This is a genomic window from Coprobacter fastidiosus (assembly GCF_030296935.1).
GTDB classification, from domain to species: domain Bacteria; phylum Bacteroidota; class Bacteroidia; order Bacteroidales; family Coprobacteraceae; genus Coprobacter; species Coprobacter fastidiosus.
In genome coordinates this window covers 2927920-2950391 of record NZ_AP028032.1, presented here as the reverse complement: position 1 = coordinate 2950391, position 22472 = coordinate 2927920, and the positions used below count along the sequence as shown (strand labels likewise).

Genomic DNA, 22472 nt, shown 5'->3' with positions numbered 1-22472 from the left:
TAACAAAAAACAGGATACGCTAATTATAGAATATCCTGTTTTTTATAGTGACAAACAAGACTACAAATAAGGAATTATAGTTATATAAATACCCGTAATGATAGCCGATGTTATCACTCCCGAAATATTTGCACCCAATGCATCTCCTAAAACAAAAGAATCGGGATTTTCTTTACTGACGATTTTCTGTGCGACTTTCGCTGTAGTAGGGACACAGCTCACAGCTGCAATACCTATCACCGGATTATAATTACCTCTCTTTATAAAGTACATTATATATCCGCCCAAAATGCCACCGATACCAGACAACAACAAAGCCGCAATACCCAAAACCAGCAATTTTAATATTTTAGGATCAAGCAATAATTTCGCATCACATAAAACGCCCAACAATAAACCGAGCATGAAGGTAGAGCCATACAATAAAGGTCCGCTGACAAAATCATAGATATGCTTCATTCCCGACTCACGTACAGCAACTCCTAAAAACAATGAAAAGAAAAGAGGCGAAGCTACCGGGAACAAGAAACATAAGACAGCGCATAATATCGCAGCAAATGCAAGTTTTACTTTAGCATCATAATTTTTAGGGGCTTTTTTAGTCGTCATTTTAATAGCACGCAAACGCTTGGGGACCATTAATTTCACAAGATAAGGATACCCGCCATAAGTCAATCCCAAATACAAATAAGCGACTACCGTTATAGGGACAAAAAGATGCTTCGCCAACATCAAAGAGGTAAACAGAACCATAGGTCCGTCTGCACCGCCGACCATTGCAACAGAAGCACTTTCTTTAAAAGACAGCCCGAAAGCGGATGCTATAGGCAATGTCAAAAATGTTCCAAGTTCTGCACACAAAGCCAAAAATAAACTAGTAAACGGTTTCTGAAGTAGAAAACTGACATCCAACAAAGTTCCTATGCCCATGAAAACAAAACAAGCAATCAGCCCGTTACTGAACGTAAGAGTATATACCGGCTGCAGAAAATCTATTTGCATCATATTCATCAAATCATCCGTATCCGAAAGCATCGGATCAAGAAACAAATTACCCAAAACTCCGTCAGGCATAAATAAAGTACCGCAATTAATTGCAATCATCCCCAATCCCATCGGTATCATCACCATAGGCTCGAGAATACCTTTCCAACCCAAATAGACAAGTAAAAAACCGAGAAATATCAAAAATAATCGTGCTGCAGCCAGTATCCATCCTCCTGCAGCCATTGTCCCAAATCCTTGGAACAAAGTAAAAAAATCAATATTTTCCATAAATATTTATCTGTTATCTTCCCTAGAAGTATCATTTCTTTTATTCAAACCACCTTCTTGTTCTTCCTTATATTGTTCATGTTTTTTAAAGTACATCAACTGCGTATCTTCAGGATAATAATAATCCAACAAATCCATTTTAGAAGCACCATGACTGACACCATGATAATATCCAGCTTTACGCACATCTGCGGTATCTTCATTTATTCCCCGACTAAATTCTCCCCGTCTATCCCCGTAAAACTTATAATTTTTCATGGCTTCCTGCTCTACAAGTCGCGCAACTTTCTGATGCAACTTTCGCAATCTTTTCAAACGAATTATCACATCTTGATGAGAACTATAAAAATCCATAGAATCGGCCCAAATAGCAATAAACTTTATTACTCCTGCAACAAAAAAGCCTATTACAAAAGTAAGTACCACCATTTCCAATGTAGACAATAACAAATGTATCATAGCATATTAATAATTTAAAGTAAGGATGTGACTATTCAATAATATTATAGAGATAAAAATTCATCTCAAGGATAATCTTCACGCACAGCAAATCCTTAAGTTAATCCACAAACGCATAATCTACTGCAATCAAGAAGATCACCTCCAAAAAAGAGATTGAGAACTTGCCTAAACTTTATACGGAACTCTTTTAAGGAATATTTCCAAGGACATTTTTTTATTTCTATAACACACATAAGTTGCCTAACGTACAGAAACAAGAAACGGACCGAAAGAAAACACAAAGAAGAGTTGACAGATTTTCTTTATTGAAGAATCTAAGCAAGTTCATATATAGGAAAGAATAAGAAACAGCTAAATCAATATTTGCCTTAATGTATATACAAAAAAACGATACGAAGACTTAAACAAAATAAAATTAGAAAAGTCTGTTATCGCTTTTTTATTATTAAACCCGGCATTTCTTATAAGTAAGCGAAAATTCTTAGTAGAAATAAATTTAATAATAGTGGGGTTTTCTATTTTTCTGGAATAAGAGTACACAGGAAAAAATACTCCGCATATACCGGTATCGAATAATACAAAATGACTTTCAATATCAGCACTTCTATTTGAGTAAGATAGAGAATCCTTGATAAAAGACATATTCCCGACTGCACCTTGGCACAAAACAGACTCATCGGACACAAATCTGACCAAATGTTCCTCCGTATTGTTATCTGACAACGATAAAAGAGCAATACAGAACAATATGCTTATCAGGTATTTCATCATAATTACTACAAACTTAATAATAATATTTACAAGATCAGCATTATCACATTTTTTTATTTCAACAATAATACGATTTCACAGAATCATACTACAAACAATAAAAAAATCGGTCGCATTTTGCCATTTGCAATGCGACCGGTTTCTAAAAACATAAACCATAGATAAGACAACCTATTTCAACAGTATTTCTTCTATCTTCTTTTTCAGTTCATGTTTCGGAATTACTCCCGAAGTCATATAGGGGTCACCCTTTAAAGGTGAGAACAATAAAGTCGGGACAGTTCGAATACCAAAAATTTCGGATAACTTTTCTTCTTTATCTACATCTATCTTATAAATATAGATCCGATCCTTATATTCCTCAGCCAATTCTTCAAGAATAGGACTCAAAGCCTTGCACGGACCGCACCATGTTGCAAAAAAATCTATTAACGCAGGTTTATCACCTTTATATTTCCATTGCGAGGAAATAGTTTCAATATTCACTACCTTTTCTGAGAATTCTTTCTCACTCAGATGAATTACCGACATAATTATACCTTTCTTTTAATTTATTTACCTAACTTACTTTCAACACTCTCTTTCGAAAGTTTTTTTGTACAGAAAAACCAATCATAACAATGAAGGTTTTTATCATGGCTCTCCATCCGTTCTTTCGCGACACCACACGATCCCGCAGTAGGAACAATAACATCATCTCCCGGACGCCAGTCTGCAGGAAGAGCGACGCCAAAATTATCCGCTGTCTGTAAACCGACAAGAACTCTCTTTATTTCATCGAAATTACGTCCTAACGACAACGGGTAATACATAATCGTACGAATAGTCCCTTGAGGATCGATAAAAAATACTGCACGGACAGCAGAAGTAGAGCTTTCACCGGGCTGAATCATTCCATAAAGTTTAGCCACATTCATCGTTATATCTTCGATAAGCGGGAACTTAATTTCAATATTTTTCATTCCCTTATAATCGATTTTATCCTTGATAGTACGAAGCCACGCAATATGGCTATACAAACCGTCAACAGAAAGTCCGACCAGTTGGCAATTCAAATCCTCAAATTCTTTTGACATTTTACCGAATGTCATAAATTCCGAAGTACAAACCGGCGTAAAATCTGCCGGATGACTAAACAATATAATCCATTTTCCGGCATAATCCGATGGGAAGTTAATTTTACCCTGAGTAGTTACAGCTTCAAAAGAAGGAGCCTTTTCACCGATTCTCGGCATTACGTTCACTTGATTTTCCATAATTATATCTATTTTTTTAATGAATATTTCTTTTATGTATGACAAAGATATCATACGGATACACATAAATCAAACAGATATTATCTATCTTTGTATTTATAAAATCTATTAAAATATGACAATACAACAGATGGAGTATATTGTGGCGGTAAACAGGTATCGCCATTTTGTAAAGGCTTCTGAAGAATGCGGAGTTACACAACCCACATTAAGTACGATGATACAAAAACTCGAGGACGAGTTGAACGTGAAAATATTCGACCGAAACAAACATCCGATAGAACCGACCAAAACCGGAGAAAGAATTATCCGCCAAGCAGAAGTCGCATTACACGAAATTCACAGAATAGAGGAAATGGTTCACAACGAAACAAAAACTCTTTCTGGGAACATCAGAATCGGAATTATACCCACAATTGCACCGTATTTAGTTCCTCAGTTCATATCTATATTTAAAAAAGACTATCCAGATGTCGCCCTCTCCATCTCAGAAATGAAAACCGACAATATCATTTACAATCTCAAAAATTCATTGTTGGATATGGCGATCGTCTCGACTCCTATCGACCAGAACGGTCTTTTGGAGATACCCATATACTATGAAAAGTTCGTTGCATACTTCTCTCCCGATGAACCTCGCAAAAATACCGGCCTAAGTGCAACAGACATGCCGATGGAACATCTGTGGGTACTCCAGGAAGGGCATTGTTTCAGGAAACAAATATTTAACTTTTGCGGCAAATCGTCAACACACAATACGACTTATGAAGCCGGAAGTATAGAAACTTTAATCAGAATAGTTGATAGCAATGGAGGCTATACTGTTATTCCCGAGCTTCATTTACCGTTGCTATCAGAAACTCAAAAAGCAAATATCAAAGACATTACATCGCCTCCTGCCATTCGAGAAATATCGATAATTATCCGCAACGACTATATCAAAGAACGAATCATCAATGCCGTAGCCGATACGATCAAAAAAATCATCCCGGAGCACATGCTCGATGAGCATTTAAAAAAATTCTCGATCAAACTATAATAAACCACCATTTTTTTTGAAAGCATAAAAAGTATCCCGACATATATTAAAATGCCGACATATATTAGAAATAGAGACTCCCTGCTGAAGCATCTCCCGTATCTGTTTTTTATGTTCCAACAAAGATCTCTGTTTATAATTATCACCTTTTTTTCTTCCCAGTTGCATTCCTGCTGCTTTCCGAACAGCAAGAGCCTCACGCGTGCGCTGAGAAATAAGTTTATGCTCGATCTGAGCTGCCAATCCAAAAGCAAACGCCATTACCTGACTACTGATACTATCGTCAAACTCAAAACCATCTTTCGTACTATACAATAAAACCCCGGTATCCAGAAAATAGCCCAATATAGACATCACTTCATGAAGAGTTCTACTTAATCGAGAAATTTCAGTAATGATAATAATATCACCCTTTTTCACCTTTCTCTTCAGTTTTCCTAAAGCCCTGAATTTCTCATTCTTTTTACCACTAACCACCTCTTTTATCCATACATCTATAACCAAGCCTTTGCGAGATGCAAATTTCTCGATTTCTTTCATCTGATTTTCTAAATGTTGCTTGCCAGTACTTACTCGCAGATATGCAAATACCATACTCATAATTAATTTGAGATTATAATAAAAACAACGCAACATATTTATAGTTCTATTTATAAACTCCAACATCCATGAGAAACAAAATCAACAAAAAAATGTCGGTTAAGACGTTCATCTTAACCGACATTTCACGCATAAAGATAGAATTTTATCATAAAACAAGAAAATATTTCTTTAAAATAATTATTATCAGTAAGTTGCAAGAATTATATAATTTACCAATCAAAAATATAATTACTTAAATAACAAGATATTATGAATACAAATTTAACGAACGATTAAATCGACACTTATAATTTTACACAAATAAAATTAAACCAAATATTTAAAATAAGTCAAACTATCATGAAGTAAAAAAAGATGTTCAGACTATGGATATAAAAAAATGGCTATTCAGAACAAATGAAGACGGATATATTAATCGAGAAAATGAGAAACTCGAAAATATACTGATGATCATTTTCTTTGCCGTTATACTGATAATCTTCATTATTTTAATAATCTATTCTTTTTCTCAACAATTTCAAGAAACAGACATAATACTTCCCATATGAAAACAATAATCTCCGGCAACTATAACACACACCTAAGCTGATATCACGATGGGAATCGGGATATTTAAACATAGACTTTTAATTTTTTACTTTAAGCCGGAGATTATTTAATGCCAATCAAATCTTATTACATAATGCACTTTTTAAAGTATAATAATTAGATAGAAAAGATCGGCATTTTCAAAAAAACAGAATAAAAAAAACAGAAATTCATGTCAGATAAAAATTTATTTATATATTAGCACCAAAACACTCATAAATCTAATGCACATGAATAAGGAAAAGTACATCATCGAGTACAGTCTGAACAATGTATCCCCTTCTGTCCTATGGACATATGTAGGTACTGTCAACGGACTAGCAGATTGGTTTGCAGATACCGTTACTGCAGACGGAAAAGAATATACGTTCTTTTGGAATAAAATGCCTCAAACAGCTCATCAGATCGGATATCGTTCCGGAGTATTTATTCGATTTCGTTGGGATGAAGAAGATGTCGATACGAAATCATATTTTGAATTCCGCATCAATGTAATAGAATTGACAGGAGATGTTATTCTCGAAATTACCGATTATGCCTATCCTGATGAAAAACGGGATAGTATCGATTTGTGGAACAGACAAATATCTTCTCTCAGACAACGGCTGGGAGCATAAAAAGATTTAATTATACAGAATATCTGTGTCACGTGCTCTCCAGATATTCTGTATAATATACGTAGCTTAATTAAAAGTATCTTTCTGCATTTTATTCATAAGTGCTTTTTCAAAGTATTTACAATAAATGGTTTTTATGAATGCTTAATATCCTAAATTCGTTTTTTTGCACTACTTTTGCGACACAAAGTTAAAAGTATGTTTCGTATCAAAAGATTATATCTCTTTATCTTACAAACATTCTTGCCCTTGTTTCTAATGACATTCTTCATTTGCTTGTTTATTATTCTTATGCAATTTTTATGGAGATATGTCGATGAACTGGTCGGGAAAGGAATAGAGATGCCTGTACTTGCCGAGTTATTCTTTTATGCAGCAGTGTCTATGGTACCGATGTCACTCCCGTTAGCATTACTGCTGGCATCTTTAATGACTTTCGGAAATTTAGGTGAACGACTCGAATTGTTGGCAATAAAAGCTGCCGGAGTATCGCTTCTACATGTCATGCGTCCTTTAGTCATAGTAGTTGCCTTGATAGCTATTGGAGCTTTCTTTTTTCAAAATGACATACTTCCGAAAGCTCAGGTAAAAATGTACACTCTACTCTACTCGATACGGCAAAAGTCTCCTGAGTTGGACATTCCTGAAGGTGTTTTTTACGATCAGATCAACGGCTATAACCTTTATGTCAAAGAAAAAGACAGAAAAACCGGGATGATGAGAGATATGATGATTTATGATTTATCAGGTGGTTTCGATAACGCAATGGTCATTCTGGCCGATTCAGGAAAACTCAAATTGACCGAAGATAAACAATACTTATTCCTTACCCTATACAGCGGCGAATCTTTTGAAAATCTGAAAAGTCAAAGAACAGCTGTAAATAGTGTTCCTTATCGGCGTGAAACTTTTTCGACAAAAGAAATCCTAATACCATTTGATGCCGGATTTAACCGTATGGATGACGGAGTAATGCAAAATCAATACATCGGTAAAGACATGCACGAATTGCGAACTTCTATCGACTCCATGACTTTAAGAACAGACAGTATCGGCAACAGTTTTGGAAAAGAGCTCATAAACTCCGGATATTTTACATTGTATAACAATGAACGACGAGATAGCACCTACAAAGAACGATCAGCACCCCCAACTATTAATATAGACAGCATATACGCATCGGCATCTCTACAACAAAGAGAATCAATGCTGAACCGAGCTGTTTCAAGAGCCGAAACCGTACGCCAAGACTACGAATACAAAAGTATACTTTCTGATGGAGACCAACGAATCATACGTCGTCACGAAATGGAAATGCACAAAAAATTCACTCTTTCTTTTGCATGCCTGATTTTTTTCTTTATCGGAGCTCCTTTAGGTGCAATCATCCGGAAAGGCGGGTTGGGAACTCCGGTTGTTGTATCGGTATTATTATTTATATTTTACTACATCATAGACAACTCCGGATATAAAATGGCGAGAGATGGCCGTTGGGAAGTATGGGAGGGCATGTGGCTAAGTTCTGCAGTATTATTACCATTAGGCATTTTCCTCACCTATAAAGCCGTCAACGATGCAGATGTTTTCAATAAAGACCTTTATATAAACTTCATTTATAAACTGATCGGTAAAAAAGAAACCCGCCATATTACTATGAAAGAAGTAATAATAGATGAAGTCGATATAAATGAAGCAGAAAAACGAATAGAACAAATAGGCATTCTCTGTGACCGAATGCAAAAAAATACTGGTAAGAAACGACAATCTTACTATCAGTACTGGACGCAAGGTTATGATAAGCATTTACTCCGTTCTCTAAAAACAGAAGTTGACAATTGGGTAGAATATGCTCAAAATACTCGATCTCAAATATTAATAAGTAAACTGATAAATTATCCGGTTCTTCGCATGCTGCTACTATACCAGCCATGTCGAATACGATGGATAGGAATTGTCATGACTGTTTTATTTCCTATATCCATACCTATATATCTGGTCGGTTGCTGGGAACAACACCGATTAAGGCAAGAATTACAAACTATACAAAAAACAAATCAAGAAGTTCTTGCTATTATCCGAGAAACAGAGCAAAAATCCGAAATTCAATAATTTAAGAATTTCCTTTTTTCGAATTTACCCATTCCGGTGTCTGTTCATCCGGAATATTAAATACAAAGATTATGAATGAAATAAAACTAAACACGATAGAAGAAGCGATAGAAGATTTTCGGGAGGGAAAATTTATTATCGTTGTCGATGATGAAGACCGGGAAAATGAAGGAGATTTCATCATTGCAGCAGAAAAAATAACTCCGGAAAAAGTTAATTTCATGCTCACACATGGACGTGGGGTATTATGTGCCCCGATAACAGAAGAGCGGTGTGAAGAGTTAGATCTGAACATGCAGGTTACAAACAATACATCGATACACGAAACCCCTTTTACCATAACGGTCGATAAATTAGGAGGCGGATGCACAACAGGTGTTTCTATGTTCGACCGAGCTGAAACAATCCGGGCATTAGCCGATCCGAAAACAAAACCGTCAGATTTAGGACGTCCGGGACATGTAAACCCTCTTCGTGCCCGCTCCAGAGGAGTATTGCGCAGATCCGGACATACCGAGGCTGCCGTAGACTTAGCTCGTTTGGCAGGTTTGTATCCGGCAGGGGCATTGATAGAGATCATTAATGAAGACGGGACAATGGCTCGTCTCCCTCAATTAATGGAAGTCTCCCGAAAATTCGGCATCAAGATCATCTGTATCAAAGACCTCATCGCCTATCGTTTAAAAGAAGAATCGATTGTCGAAAAAGGCGTAGAAGTAAATATGCCTACGGCATACGGACATTTCAGATTAATCCCGTTCAGACAAGTTTCCAACGGACTCGAACACATCGCCCTTATAAAAGGAGAATGGAAACCGGACGAGCCAATATTAGTACGAGTCCATTCATCCTGCATGACAGGAGATATATTCGGTTCAAAACGGTGCGAATGTGGAGAACAATTGCACAAAGCGATGGAAATGATCGAAAAAGAAGGAAAAGGTGTCATCGTATACATGAATCAAGAAGGTAGAGGTATAGGTCTTATGAATAAAATGAAAGCTTATAAACTACAAGAAGAAGGTTTAGATACGGTAGATGCTAACCTTCATCTCGGATTCAAAGCCGATGAACGGGATTATGGCGTAGGGGCTAATATACTTCGCGAATTAGGAGTCCGTAAAATGAAATTAATGACCAACAATCCTATAAAACGCATCGGATTAAAAGGTTATGGACTGGAGATCGTGGAGAATATACCGATCGAAGTAGAACCAAACCCATATAACATGTTCTATATGAAGACAAAAAAAGAACGTATGGGACATGATCTGCATAAAATAAAATAAAATCACTAAAAATCATATATCAACGGCGGCATCCATAAAAAACAGATGTCGCCGTTGATATTTCTTTATCGGAAAATTTAAACAGGCTAACATTTTCCCTCTTTATTATTTTGAGAGATCAAAGATCTTTTTTTATTTTGTTAAACATTCCGAGATAAAATATGTCTTTTTATGAATAAAGTTTTTCGATTCAAACCTCAAAAGAGACTCAGCTTACTCAACCCTGAGCGAAAAACAAAAGGACAACTAACCTTGTTCTTCGGAATGTGTATGGGTATAGGGAAAACCCACTTGATGCTACAAGAAGGTATCCATTTGATAAAAGACGGTTTCGATGTCGTTCTGGCAAATTATAACTCGCACGGAAACAAAGAGATAGAACGGTTAGCGGCACAAATAGAGCAAATCCCACTAAAAAAGAACGGAGAAATAAATCTCGACTATATAATCAAACGCGATCCTCAAATTGTTCTGATAGATGAAATGGCCCATCAAAATCCCAACGGCAGCCGACATAAACATCGACATCAAGATATAGAGGAACTGCTCGACGACGGAATACACGTATATACAACTCTAAGTGTACTGCAATTAGAAAGCAAAGCCTATTCTGTTCAGGAAAATACCGAATATTACACTACATGTACCGTTCCGGATATTCTATTCGAGCTGGCAGAAAAGGTGCATTATATAGATGCGTCTCCCCAAGAAATAGCAAAACGATTTCTCGACAAAAGTATCTATCTCGACCAACATTTAGGAGAGCATTATCGAAAAGCATTTTTTTCGATCAAGAACCTGCATTTGTTACAACGCCTTTGCAAACAAATGATGGCATTCCGCCGAAATGAAAAACAACGCCAGTACCTTTATGAGCACCATATGCAAGAAGACACTATTACCGGAGTAAAATTATTGATCTCCATTAATGAAAGTCCGCATATGGAAAGTTTTATCCGAAGATCAAAAAATCTATCCTACACCTTAGGGGTTCCTCTCTATGCCGTATATTTCGACTCTACAGGACAACTGACAAATAAAGAACAAGAACAACTCAATAAAAACATCAGCATGGCCTACCGATTAGGTGTATTTGTTATCCGGTCAACAGGTGAGAACTGGGTATCGAGCATGCTGGATGTAATCCGTATCGAAAAAATTACACATTTAATTTTCGAGAGACTTCCGAACGAAAAATATATAAAGCGAATTTTCAGACGAAGCGAACTGGATCGTCTTATCTCCAAATGTAAGAATCTCGATATTTACATTCTTTCGAACGAGAGTATTCTTGAGCGGAAAAAGAAATTTTTCCAAATCAATACATCGGGGTTCAAGACCTCGATCTGGAACTATATAAAATCGGCGACAATAACATTATCTGCAGTAGCCATACTGAGTCCCTTTATCGGAATGGTAAGTGAAGTATCATCCGGATACATATTCCTTATTATTCTTGCATTACAGTCTATCTATTTCTCAACCGGACCGATCCTTTTATCGGCTTTGCTGAGTGCAGGAGTATATGATATATTCTTTACTATCCCTTACGGCACACCATCCCTTTCCTCTCCTGACGACTGGCTACAATTTTTTATGTTCCTTGCTATCCCGTTTATCAATATCATGTTGGCTACCCGATTAAGAAAACAAGAACAGCAAAGCCGAAAAAGAGAACGGATATCAAACACCATGTTTAATTTTTCAAAACACCTTAGTACCGCCAGCGGAATTAACTCGATTCTCGAAATATCAGCAAAAGCTATCAACGATAGCTTCAAACTAAAATGTGCATTTATCTTGAAAAACAATAAAGGAGGATTAAGCAATTCTACCTCGCCTCACAGTAATTTCACACTTACCAGCAATGAGTTTAAAGTTGCACAATGGGTTTTTGACAAGGGGAAACAAGCTGGTAAGTCAACAGAAAATTATATGCATGAAGAACACACATTCTATCCGCTCAACAGCCTTAAAATGAAAATGGGAGTCGTCGTTCTCGAATTTAAAAAATTATTCGATGCCGAAGAAGAGCTACTGTGGCTTACGTTGAAAAGGCAAATCTCAAATGCACTTGAACGGGAATATTTGAACGATATGGCCAGACAAGCCTCTATATTAAGCGAATCAGACCGATTGTATAAGACTCTTTTCAACTCTATATCTCATGAATTACGTATTCCGGTAACCTCGATTCTTTCTGCTTCTGAAACCTTGAAAGAGATAGAACAAGGTATCAGCAAGGATATAGGTGAAGAAATTTATATGGCTGCCCAAAGACTACACCGGCTTATCGAGAATCTGCTCAGTATGTCGAGATTAGATTCCGGCAGGCTTTCTCCTCGTTTCGACTGGTACGATGTACATGATCTTGTAAATTCGGTAACCGGGTTACTCAAAAACGAACTAAAAGAATATGATCTTTCTATAAATATTCCGGACGATATGCCTTTGGTACGCATTGATTTCGGACTCATCGAACAGGTGTTGTACAATTTATTATACAATATCACAGTATATGTCCCGTCTCATACATTGATCGAATTAGATTTCCAGCACGACGGAACAAATTTCTGCATATCTATTACCGACTACGGGAAAGGATTTGCAGACAAAGATTTACCCTACATCTTCAACAAATTCTACCGGGGTGAATCGGGAATTACAGGAGGATCGGGTCTCGGATTATCCATTGTCAAAGGATACATAGATATCCACAAAGGTCAGGTAGAAGCCAGTAATGTTACCGGAAAAGGAGCAAATATTTTCATCCGTATTCCCAGTATGTTACCTTTGATAGATAATTTTTGATTTTTACTAATACATATAACATGAACAATAACAGTATCCTGATTATAGACGACGAAGTACAGATACGACGCTTATTGAGCATTACTTTGGAAATGAGCAAATATAAAGTATTGGTTGCCTCTAATGCCAAAGAAGGATTAATGGCCGCCGCCATGCATTCTCCGACATTGATTATTCTCGATCTCGGATTACCAGATGAAGACGGACAATCTGTTCTGCGAAAACTACGAGAGTGGTATAAAAATCCCATTATCATTTTATCTGCACGCACGCATGAAGAAGAGATTGTAAAAGCCCTTGACTCTGGAGCGAATGATTATCTGACCAAACCGTTTCATAATGGCGAGTTATTAGCCCGCATCCGGTCGGCAATACGTTCTATTCGGGAAGAAAAAGACCAATCGGCAATTCTCTCATTCGGCGATTTAACCATAGATATGCTAAACCATTGCGTAAAAAAGAAAAACGAAATTATAAAATTGACAAGTACTGAATTTTCGATATTGTCTCTAATGGCACAAAATGCAGGGAAAGTCCTTACTCATCAATATTTGCTAAAAGAAGTATGGGGCGTAGCCTATCAGAGCCAACCTCAATATTTACGAGTATTTATAGCTCAATTAAGAAAAAAGATCGAAAACGATCCTTCTTTCCCGGCATTTATTCTTACAGAATCAGGAATAGGGTATCGCTTCAGTGAACAGACAGAGAAATAAACAATTCCTTATAAACCTCTGTTTCCAATCACGGTCAATAACAAACAATATATACAGTTTTATCATGGAAGTTATCAAAATATATCCGGAAAACCCGAATCCAAAAGAAATAAACAAAGTGGTTAATGTCCTCAAAGAAGGAGGACTGATAGTATATCCGACAGACACTGTATATGCGATCGGATGTGACGCTCTTAATGTTCGTGCCGTTGAACGAATATGCCGCCTAAAAGGCATTAATCCTCAAAAAGTCAATCTATCGATCATTTGCTATGATCTCAGCAATATCAGTCAATACGCTAAAGTAAACAACGAACATTTCAAATTGATGAAAAAAAATCTACCGGGTCCGTTTACATTCATACTGCCTACTCACTCCAATCTTCCAAAGATTTACAAAAACCGTAAAACAGTGGGAATTCGTGTCCCTGACAATTCTATAATTCGGGAAATCGTACATCAGTTGGAAAATCCAGTACTAACAACTTCAATACGTGATGAAGACGAGATTCTGGAATATACTACTGATCCCGAACTCATTGCAGAAAAATATGAAAATGACGTCGATATTGTCATCAATGGGGGATATGGAGGCATAGAGGCTTCTACTATTGTCGATTGTAGCGAAGACGATGCATTCATCGTCCGTGAAGGGAAAGGAAAATTGATTTGGTAACCCAATGATACTTAACCTTTAAATTCTGTTTAAAGTCTCCGATAAAATAATCCGGACAAATACTTAATTCTTCTTTGAATTTTCTTTCGTCAGATAAGCTGCCATCATACTCACAAAAACAGAAAAATATTCTCAAAAACAAAAGACTTCGATTGACATCGAAGCCTTTTGTATAAGAAGTTTTTCAGATCCGAAGCCGGAAGTCAATTCACTATTCTTCATAAGGTGTCTAAGAGTAAATAAAATAACATGCTTTGATGGATTCACATCCTAAAACAATTACTTTTCCAAAACCTCAGACCTGAAAAACTATATTGTAATTATAATTTATGTGCATCTCTATGCTTATGTCACTAATATGTTCTTTTCAGAACATATTTTATTATTATCATCGCAAAAATAGTCATTTTATATGATGAAATAAAATTTAATACTAAATATTTTTTACATCATAGATCAACACCCGTAGCTATCAATTTATTTTTCAATGGATTAGAATACATTTCAAGCATCCTTTCAAGAAGAAACGCCTCATCCTTCTGCGGTAAATCGATCTTATCTAACTGTTTCTGCATATAATCCATAAAACGACGTTTCTCTTCTGTGGAATAATTTCTTGAAAAACGATCTGTATGGTACAACTCGTCATAAGCGACATAATTACCCGAATAAATCATGTAATTTGAATGAATTGCTTTATCAATAATATGGGTTATACAATGCAACACATCCGATTTTTCACAACAGTCTTCCAATTTTTCTAATTCTCCGTTAATAACCGGCGATAAATAAAAATGAATATGTCCCTTATAACCGGATATTCCCGTTTCCATACTGAAAAGATCATCCTGAGGTTGTTTCTTGTAATCAGGATTATCCCGTTTCATCTGATACTCTTTTGCTTTTAAATAGTCACAAGGATCATATTCATAAGATATAGAAACCGGAACAATATTCAACCCCATAATGTTCGTACGCATATCGCTTCCACCCCCGAGATTCAGCATTTTGATAACGCTTTCCTGCGTTTGGTCCTCAGAATTTTTAGAACGTCCCTCACGTTGGGCAATCCATAAAGATTGATGTTTTATCTTAATTGCGAAATTAATATAATTAGATAACCGGCGAGAAACCTCAAGCATGCGTCGGCGAGGTACATTACGGTTTACGATAACGCTTTTATTTACCCGTACCAAATCTGAAATCCACGGATACACCAATAAATTATCCCCGATCGCCACTTCACTGGTTTCAAATCCGTGAGCATCGAGCATCATATTCAGGAAAGAGGCATCTAAAACTATATCTCGATGATTTGACATATAGGTATAATTACCTGACGGAGACAAATTTTCAAGTCCGCTCGCATCCACTCCTGAAGTAGAGCGTCTCGCCAAATCGTTTAATACAGGAATAGCCAATCGTTTTTGAAATTCTCTTTTAGTAGTACATTCTTCCATTTGGCGACAGAATGCATCCACATCCGGAACAACGAATTTTAAAGCATGCCGAAACTTTTCTTCTTTTGTGAGCGACCTGATAATGTCAGGAATCTCCTCGTCATAAAAAGGACGTATCTCGTCAAAATCAAATAGTTGTCTCATAACTTTATCATTTTACAGATCATAACAGAGCTCTTCATAAGAATCGTTATCTTCACAACATTTCATCTTCAATAATCTCCGACAAAACCTGTTTCATCTCCATTCCGGCAGCTTTTACCTGCTGAGGGATAAAGCTGGTCTCGGTCATACCCGGAGTCGTATTTACTTCTAACAAATAGGGTTCTTTGCCCACGATAATATAATCGACACGGATAATACCTTTGCACCCCAATATATCATAAATAAAAGATGTCCGTTCCTGTACCTTAGCTGTCATTTCCTCAGATAAGCGGGCAGGAGTGATCTCTTCTACTTTGGAAGCCGTATATTTGGCTTCATAATCAAAGAACTCGTTTTTACTCACGACTTCGGTAACCGGGAGTACGACATCCCGTTTCCGGGTTTTATAACAGCCGCAAGTGATTTCCGTCCCTGCCATAAAAGCTTCGATAATAACTTCTTTCCCTTCATCAAAAGCTTTCTTTATAGCCGGCTGTATTTCTTCTTCAATCTTTACTTTCGTAGCTCCGCAACTCGATCCACCTACATTAGGTTTTATAAAGCAAGGTAAACCAATCTGCTCTACGATCTCCCGGTCAGAAACAGTCTGCCCGTTTCGCAATACGATAGAATGCGCAATAGGAATACCGAACGCATGCAGATAACGATTACACACAAACTTATTGAATGTCATAGCCGAAACCAAAGTATCACAAGTTGAATAAGGCAAACCTATCATATCTAAGTAGCCTTGTAAACGCCCGTCTTCACCGGGAGTCCCATGTATCGTAATATAAACGAAATCAAAATGACGAATCCGTCCACCTTCGACAAAACTAAAATCATTTTTATCTATTTCAGAAGTTTCTCCGTCAGGCAACTCAACAAACCATTCGTCACGAGTCAATTTCACGATATATATGTCGTAACGGTCTTCATCCATAAAAGAATAAATCCCTTGCGCACTTCTCAACGAGACCGGAAACTCCGAAGAATATCCACCGGCTACAATAGCAATTCTACGCTTATCCATGTTTATAGCAATAAATATACTTAAAATATTTTATATAATGATCTTTATTCAACCAATTTCTCTATTCTGCATGTATGAACGCCATTTTTCGATCAACAAGCTCATATCCTCCGGTATCTCCGAATCAAAAAACATCTCTTTTCCCGTAATCGGATGTACAAAACCCAAAGTTTTGGCATGTAAGGCATGACGGGGACAAATATCAAAACAATTTTGAACGAACTGTTTATATTTGGCAAAAGTCGTTCCCTTGAGTACCTCATTTCCTCCATACCGAGCATCATTAAACAAGGTATGACCGATATATTTCATATGCACCCGTATCTGGTGCGTACGCCCGGTTTCCAAACGACATTCTACAAGAGAAACATATCCCAAACGCTCGAGAGTCGTATAATGAGTTACGGCATGCTTACCATAATCGCCCTCAGGAAACACGGTCATTTGCAAACGATCTTTCAAACTACGACCTATATTTCCTTCGATCCGACCTTCGTTCTCCTCCATTCTTCCCCATACCAATGCAACATACTTCCGTTTTGTCGTTTTATTAAAAAATTGCAATCCCAAATTCGTTTTCGCTTCGGGAGTTTTAGCGATCACCAACAGACCCGAAGTATCTTTATCGATACGATGCACCAATCCTAAACGAGGATCGGAGACATCGAATAAAGGATCATTTCTGAAATAATATGCTAATGCATTGACCAATGTTCCTGAATAATTGCCATGTCCCGGATGCACGACAAGACCTGCCGGCTTATTCACAACCAGCACCTCTTTATCTTCATATACAATATTAAGGGGAATATTTTCCGGTATGATTTCCGATTCATAACGAGGTCTGTCCATCACTACCGAAACGACATCCAACGGTTTTACTCGATAATTAGACTTTACCGGATTCCCGTTTACCAATATACAATTAGCTTCGGCAGCTTGTTGAATTCGGTTTCTCGATGTATTCTCGATGCGAGCTACCAAAAATTTATCGACCCGTAGCAAATTCTGACCTTTATCCGCAACAAACTTAAAATGCTCATACAGAGCCGGAATTTCTTCATCCCCCGTCTCCAGTTCTTCACAGTCGGTCTCTATGTCCGTGAGCTTCTCATCCATTATTCCATCCACTCCTCTCCCACAGAATCTTCACTCATAATAATAGAGTCTTCTATAATTTCCGCCGTCCCATTTCCAACGAATAATTTCAATCGGGAAGATACGGGCAATTTCAATCCTTTCTCTACTGATACTCCATTATAAACGACATCCAACACAAGATCTTTATATTCCGAAGCTACATATTCGATCTCCGGTTGCGAAAGACCTATCCCTTCAAGAATAGCAACAGCCTGGCGATATGACATATCTCGAACATCCGGTACTGTAACTTTTCTGGGAAGATTAGAGTTTATCGTCAGAAAAACAATCCTATTTTCTTTTACAGAAGAATTTTCCCGAGGTATTTGTTCTACAACTGCGCCCCGAGGAATATTGTCAACATACACCGAGTCGATGACTTCACTACGCAATCTATAGCGAGAGAAAAGAGCTTTTGCATCTTCAGCCTGCATACGTTTGACATCGGGAACCGTTACCGACTCCCCATGTCGGGTGTAAATATCCAAACCATGCAACACGATCCAAACCAATGCCACAAAAACTAATCCGATAAAAATCAGATGTTTAAGAATCGGATGATTTTTAAAAAACAGAATGATTTTTTTCACTGCTTTTCAATTATACATATTAGAATTGGCAAAGATAGATATTTTGATCGGTTTTCCAATCAAGCTAATTTATTTTAATAATCATACATCAAAACCTCCACGAAACAAAGAATTCCCGATTCATAACTTAAAAAATCTAATATGGTTGATTTTTGCTTCTAAAACGTTTACCTTTGCGAGCAATATTCTCCCGATGGAGAATAAAAAATATTCTAATCTGAAAATACTTTTTCAAATATGAAAAAAGGATCTGTCATATGGATTGTAGCATGCGCTATTCTTGTTGTCATTTTGGTAATCGCTGCATATTTTATTTACTCACAAAAGAAAGAGATGGAAGATTTCAAAACGCAAGTTGAAATCGAAAACGAACGGAAAGAACTTGAAAAAGAATATGCCGACCTCGCATTCCAGTATGACCAATATGAAGGTGGAAAAATATTATTGAACAACGACTCTTTAGTACAAAAGTTGGATGCCGAAAAAATGAAAGTCCAACGTCTGCTCGAAGAACTTCGTACCGTCAAAGCTACTGATGCCGCACGCATCAATGAACTGAAAAAAGAATTGGCTACATTACGAAGCGTAATGCGTAACTACATCATACAAATCGACTCCCTCAACTCCCTCAACAAAAAGCTGATGGAAGAAAACAAATCTGTCACCAGTAAATATCAAGCTGTAGCCCAAACTGCTTCTCAATTGCAAAAAGATAAAGAACAGCTCAGTCACAAAGTTACGTTAGCATCAAAATTGGATGCAGTCGGAATCACGGTTACACCGATCAATAAAAGAGGCAAGGAAACCAACAAAATCAGTAAAATCGAACAAATAAAGGTATGTTTTACCATTGCCAAAAACGTAACGGCCGAAGTCGGTGAAAAATATATTTATCTCCGGATTATGAAACCAGACGGGGATATTCTGGTAAAAAGTCGGGCAGATTTATTTCACTACGAAGATAAAGAAATCAACTTCTCTACTCGCAAACTTATAGAATATGACGGAGAAGAAATGAATTTGTGCCTCTATTGGAATGTCGAAGAATTCTTATATCCAGGGGATTATCGGGTCGATATCTTTGCCGACAATTATATGATCGGAAGCAAGTCATTTAGCTTAGAAAAATAACAATAGATCAACAAAATATTGTAGAACTGTCTGTTGCCGAAATATGAATCATATTTCGGCAACAATTTTTTGCTTCCCCTTTTATTAAAAAAGAATAAAAACAGAAAACTAACCGAAAGAAAATCTTGTTATGTTAATATTCACAATATATCTTTGCCGGTAAAAGATAGAGCTGTGAAGTCTCTATTTTTTTAACATAGAAAGATTGTTTATGCAACAATTGCATATTTAAGAATATAATGCGAGATTTGAGAAATAATATCTAAACAACGAACAGAATGAAAAAATTAATTGTCCTCTGTTTACTCATCATTGGCGGAAGTAATGCTATCGCACAACAGGTTTTTACCCTTGACTCGTGCCGGAATATGGCAATAAACAATAACAAACAGATACGTATTGCCAACGAAAAAATAAAAGCAGCCGGTTATGAAAAGAAATCGGCATTTGCAAATTATTTGCCCGGATTCGATGCAGTAGGCGGTTACATGTATAATTCAAAAGAAATCTCTCTATTAAGCGATAAACAAAAAGAGCAATTATCAAATGCAGGGACAAATACATTAGCTCCTATAATGCAACAAATAATAGCTCAACATCCCGAACTCGGACCACAACTTCAACAATTGGGTGCTGGCATAATAAACTCGGTAAACGGAGCAGGACAATCTTTAGTAAATGCTCTGCGTACCAATACGACCAATATGTTCGGGGGGGCAATTACGCTTACCCAACCTATTTATATGGGCGGAAAAATAAGGGCCTACAATCAAATCACCAAATATGCAGAAGAACTGGCAAAAACTCAGAAGAGCACAGCAGTAAAAGACCTTGTATTCCAAACGGACGAAATCTATTGGCAAGTAGTATCGTTGGTATATAAAAAGAAACTGGCCGAGAGTTATGCCGATCTTTTAGATTCTTTATACCAAAATGTCGAAGCAATGATAGCTGAGGGGGTTGCAACTCAATCTGACGGGCTGACTGTTGCAGTAAAACAAAACGAAGCACAAATCACTTTAACAAAAGTTTCTGACGGACTCAGCCTCTCTAAAATGCTTTTGGCACAAATTTGCGGATTACCGATAAACATGCCTTATACTTTAGCTGACGAAATAGAAGAGTTACATGAAGAAAACCTTCCAACTCCGACAAACTCCATCAACATGGATGAAGTATATGCCAACCGCAGTGAAATACAGAGCCTCACATTAGCGACCGAAATTTATAAACAAAAACAAAAAGTCGCGCTTTCCGCCATGTTGCCTAACCTTGCGTTGACAGGCAGTTATATGTTCTCCAATCCGAATGTTTTCAACAGTTTCGAAAAGAGAGTAGACGGATTTTTCAATGTAGGTGTAATGCTTAAAATTCCGGTTTTCCATTGGGGAAAAGATTTTTATAAAGTAAAAGCGGCTAAAACAGAAAGAAATATCGCTCTTTTGAATTTAGAAGAAGCTAAAGAAAAAATCGAATTACAAGTCAATCAGGCTACGTTTAAAGTAAACGAAGCAAATAAAAAACTGATTATGACACGCAAAAATATGGAAAAAGCAGAAGAAAACCTTCGTAACGCCCAAATCGGATTCGAAGAGGGAGTTCTTACGACCGATAATGTACTGGAAGCTCAGACTGCCTGGTTACAAGCCCAGTCAGAAAAAATAGATGCCGAAATAGACGTCCGCTTATGCGAAGTTTATTTGTCTAAGGCTATGGGATTAATGAAATAAAATAGGAAACGTAAAAAACAAACGACAATGGATACTCCTCAAAGAAAAAAAGAAAAAAGTCTGATCATCGGATTAGTCGGACTCATTATCGTGATCATCATTCTCGCAATGATCGGATTCTTCATGTTGAAACCGGGTGACGAAACCATACAAGGACAAGCAGAAGCAACCCAAGTACGGGTATCGGGAAAACTTCCGGGACGTATTGTCGAATTTATGGTGGAGGACGGACAAAGCGTACATAAAGGCGATACTCTTGTCCGCATCTTTTCATCCGATGCCGAAGCTAAACTCATGCAGGCTTCTGCTATGGAGAATGTATATAAGGCCCAAAACCAAAAAGTAGATAAAGGAGCACGCATAGAAGTAATAAACTCGGCTTATGATATGTGGCAAAAAGCAATAGCCGGACTCGATATTGCAAAAAAATCATACGACCGGATGCAGGCTCTTTTCAAAAAAGGCGTGATTTCTGCCCAAAAACGCGATGAAGCCGAAGCAAACTATAACGCAATGAAAGCCACCGAAAGCGCAGCAAGATCTCAATATGAAATGGCCAAAAAAGGTGCGCAAATCGAAGATAAAGAGGCCGCGGCAGCAATGTTGCTGGCAGCAAAAGGAAGCGTGGCTCAAGTCGAATCGGTATTGGCAGACTCATACCTGACAGCTCCGATCGACGGAGAAATATCCGACATATTCCCTAACGAAGGCGAGCTGGTAGGTACTGGAGCTCCGATTATGAATGTTCTGAATCTGAATGACATGTGGGTTACATTCAACGTAAGAGAAGAACTCCTGCAGAACCTGACTATGGGAAAAGAAATACCGGCAATAATTCCGGCTTTAGGAAACAAAGAAATCACTTTGAAAATTTACTATATAAAAGATTTAGGCACTTATGCTGTATGGAGAGCGACAAAAGTAAGCGGACAATATGACGCCAAAACGTTCCAGATCAAAGCTCGTCCGACAGCTCCGGTAGAAAACCTGCGTCCGGGAATGTCTGTCTTGCTGAAAAAATAATTAGTTACA

Annotated in this window: 20 protein-coding genes; 10 read left to right on the top strand and 10 right to left on the bottom strand. The window is 37.3% G+C overall.

Going from position 1 to position 22472, the window contains the following annotated elements; genetic code table 11:
• Nucleotides 1-60: 60 nt before the first annotated feature.
• The 5 genes from QUE35_RS11635 to QUE35_RS11620 all read right to left on the bottom strand — a co-directional run bounded on the left by QUE35_RS11635 (nt 61) and on the right by QUE35_RS11620 (nt 3764).
• On the bottom strand, nt 61-1275 hold the full coding sequence (locus QUE35_RS11635; protein WP_009319670.1) for a sodium ion-translocating decarboxylase subunit beta: 1215 nt from the start codon (nt 1273-1275) through the stop codon (nt 61-63).
• A gap of 6 nt (nt 1276-1281) precedes the next feature.
• A complete protein-coding gene (locus QUE35_RS11630; RefSeq protein ID WP_031258397.1) occupies nt 1282-1734 on the bottom strand; it encodes a hypothetical protein in 453 nt (150 codons plus the stop codon).
• 354 nt (nt 1735-2088) lie between these two features.
• The gene (locus tag QUE35_RS13765) at nt 2089-2505 is read right to left on the bottom strand and encodes a DUF8440 family protein (protein ID WP_506419449.1); all 417 of its coding nucleotides are present in this window, start codon (nt 2503-2505) and stop codon (nt 2089-2091) included.
• A gap of 174 nt (nt 2506-2679) precedes the next feature.
• Nucleotides 2680-3039: a thioredoxin gene (gene trxA / locus QUE35_RS11625; protein ID WP_022600745.1), complete on the bottom strand. Its 360-nt coding sequence runs from the start codon at nt 3037-3039 to the stop codon at nt 2680-2682.
• A 20-nt stretch (nt 3040-3059) separates the two neighbouring features.
• A complete protein-coding gene (locus QUE35_RS11620) occupies nt 3060-3764 on the bottom strand; it encodes a peroxiredoxin (RefSeq protein ID WP_031258399.1) in 705 nt (234 codons plus the stop codon).
• A 115-nt stretch (nt 3765-3879) separates the two neighbouring features.
• Here QUE35_RS11620 and QUE35_RS11615 point away from each other — a divergent pair, with 115 nt between their 5' ends.
• Complete coding sequence (locus tag QUE35_RS11615) at nt 3880-4803, top strand: hydrogen peroxide-inducible genes activator (RefSeq protein WP_009319675.1); 924 nt, start codon at nt 3880-3882, stop codon at nt 4801-4803.
• On the opposite strand, the gene QUE35_RS11610 is transcribed toward QUE35_RS11615, so the two are convergent.
• On the bottom strand, nt 4798-5403 hold the full coding sequence (locus QUE35_RS11610; RefSeq protein ID WP_229088685.1) for a recombinase family protein: 606 nt from the start codon (nt 5401-5403) through the stop codon (nt 4798-4800). The genes QUE35_RS11615 and QUE35_RS11610 overlap by 6 nt on opposite strands.
• 821 nt (nt 5404-6224) lie before the next feature.
• On the opposite strand from QUE35_RS11610, the gene QUE35_RS11605 reads away from it, so the two are divergent.
• The 6 genes from QUE35_RS11605 (at nt 6225) to QUE35_RS11580 (ending at nt 14212) form a co-directional block, all read left to right on the top strand.
• Nucleotides 6225-6611: an START-like domain-containing protein gene (locus QUE35_RS11605; protein WP_009319680.1), complete on the top strand. Its 387-nt coding sequence runs from the start codon at nt 6225-6227 to the stop codon at nt 6609-6611.
• A 198-nt stretch (nt 6612-6809) separates the two neighbouring features.
• Complete coding sequence (locus QUE35_RS11600) at nt 6810-8720, top strand: LptF/LptG family permease (RefSeq protein ID WP_031258403.1); 1911 nt, start codon at nt 6810-6812, stop codon at nt 8718-8720.
• Between the two features lie 71 nt (nt 8721-8791).
• The gene (locus QUE35_RS11595; protein WP_122329731.1) at nt 8792-10009 is read left to right on the top strand and encodes a bifunctional 3,4-dihydroxy-2-butanone-4-phosphate synthase/GTP cyclohydrolase II; all 1218 of its coding nucleotides are present in this window, start codon (nt 8792-8794) and stop codon (nt 10007-10009) included.
• Nucleotides 10010-10180: 171 nt separating this feature from the next.
• Entirely contained in the window at nt 10181-12820 is a 2640-nt protein-coding gene (locus QUE35_RS11590) for an ATP-binding protein (RefSeq protein WP_022600753.1), read from the top strand.
• Nucleotides 12821-12840: 20 nt separating this feature from the next.
• Nucleotides 12841-13536 (top strand): response regulator, encoded by a 696-nt coding sequence (locus QUE35_RS11585; RefSeq protein ID WP_022390837.1) that lies wholly within the window; start codon nt 12841-12843, stop codon nt 13534-13536.
• Nucleotides 13537-13600: 64 nt separating this feature from the next.
• Nucleotides 13601-14212, top strand: a complete 612-nt coding sequence (locus QUE35_RS11580; protein ID WP_009319685.1) for an L-threonylcarbamoyladenylate synthase — start codon at nt 13601-13603, stop codon at nt 14210-14212.
• A 449-nt stretch (nt 14213-14661) separates the two neighbouring features.
• On the opposite strand, the gene QUE35_RS11575 is transcribed toward QUE35_RS11580, so the two are convergent.
• The 4 genes from QUE35_RS11575 to QUE35_RS11560 are packed head-to-tail and all read right to left on the bottom strand — an operon-like array spanning nt 14662 to nt 18579.
• The gene (locus tag QUE35_RS11575; protein WP_022600755.1) at nt 14662-15816 is read right to left on the bottom strand and encodes a 1-acyl-sn-glycerol-3-phosphate acyltransferase; all 1155 of its coding nucleotides are present in this window, start codon (nt 15814-15816) and stop codon (nt 14662-14664) included.
• A 52-nt stretch (nt 15817-15868) separates the two neighbouring features.
• Nucleotides 15869-16849: a D-alanine--D-alanine ligase gene (locus QUE35_RS11570; RefSeq protein WP_022600756.1), complete on the bottom strand. Its 981-nt coding sequence runs from the start codon at nt 16847-16849 to the stop codon at nt 15869-15871.
• A 48-nt stretch (nt 16850-16897) separates the two neighbouring features.
• A complete protein-coding gene (locus tag QUE35_RS11565; protein ID WP_022600757.1) occupies nt 16898-17968 on the bottom strand; it encodes an RluA family pseudouridine synthase in 1071 nt (356 codons plus the stop codon).
• Nucleotides 17968-18579: a PASTA domain-containing protein gene (locus QUE35_RS11560; protein WP_009318905.1), complete on the bottom strand. Its 612-nt coding sequence runs from the start codon at nt 18577-18579 to the stop codon at nt 17968-17970. Before QUE35_RS11560 ends, QUE35_RS11565 begins: the two co-directional genes overlap by 1 nt.
• A gap of 237 nt (nt 18580-18816) precedes the next feature.
• Between QUE35_RS11560 and QUE35_RS11555 the strand changes: the two genes are divergently transcribed.
• From QUE35_RS11555 to QUE35_RS11545, 3 genes are all read left to right on the top strand, one after another.
• Complete coding sequence (locus tag QUE35_RS11555; RefSeq protein WP_009318906.1) at nt 18817-19710, top strand: DUF8429 coiled-coil domain-containing protein; 894 nt, start codon at nt 18817-18819, stop codon at nt 19708-19710.
• Between the two features lie 278 nt (nt 19711-19988).
• Entirely contained in the window at nt 19989-21440 is a 1452-nt protein-coding gene (locus QUE35_RS11550) for a TolC family protein (RefSeq protein WP_031258406.1), read from the top strand.
• A 27-nt stretch (nt 21441-21467) separates the two neighbouring features.
• Nucleotides 21468-22463: an HlyD family secretion protein gene (locus QUE35_RS11545; RefSeq protein WP_009318908.1), complete on the top strand. Its 996-nt coding sequence runs from the start codon at nt 21468-21470 to the stop codon at nt 22461-22463.
• Nucleotides 22464-22472: the final 9 nt, after the last annotated feature.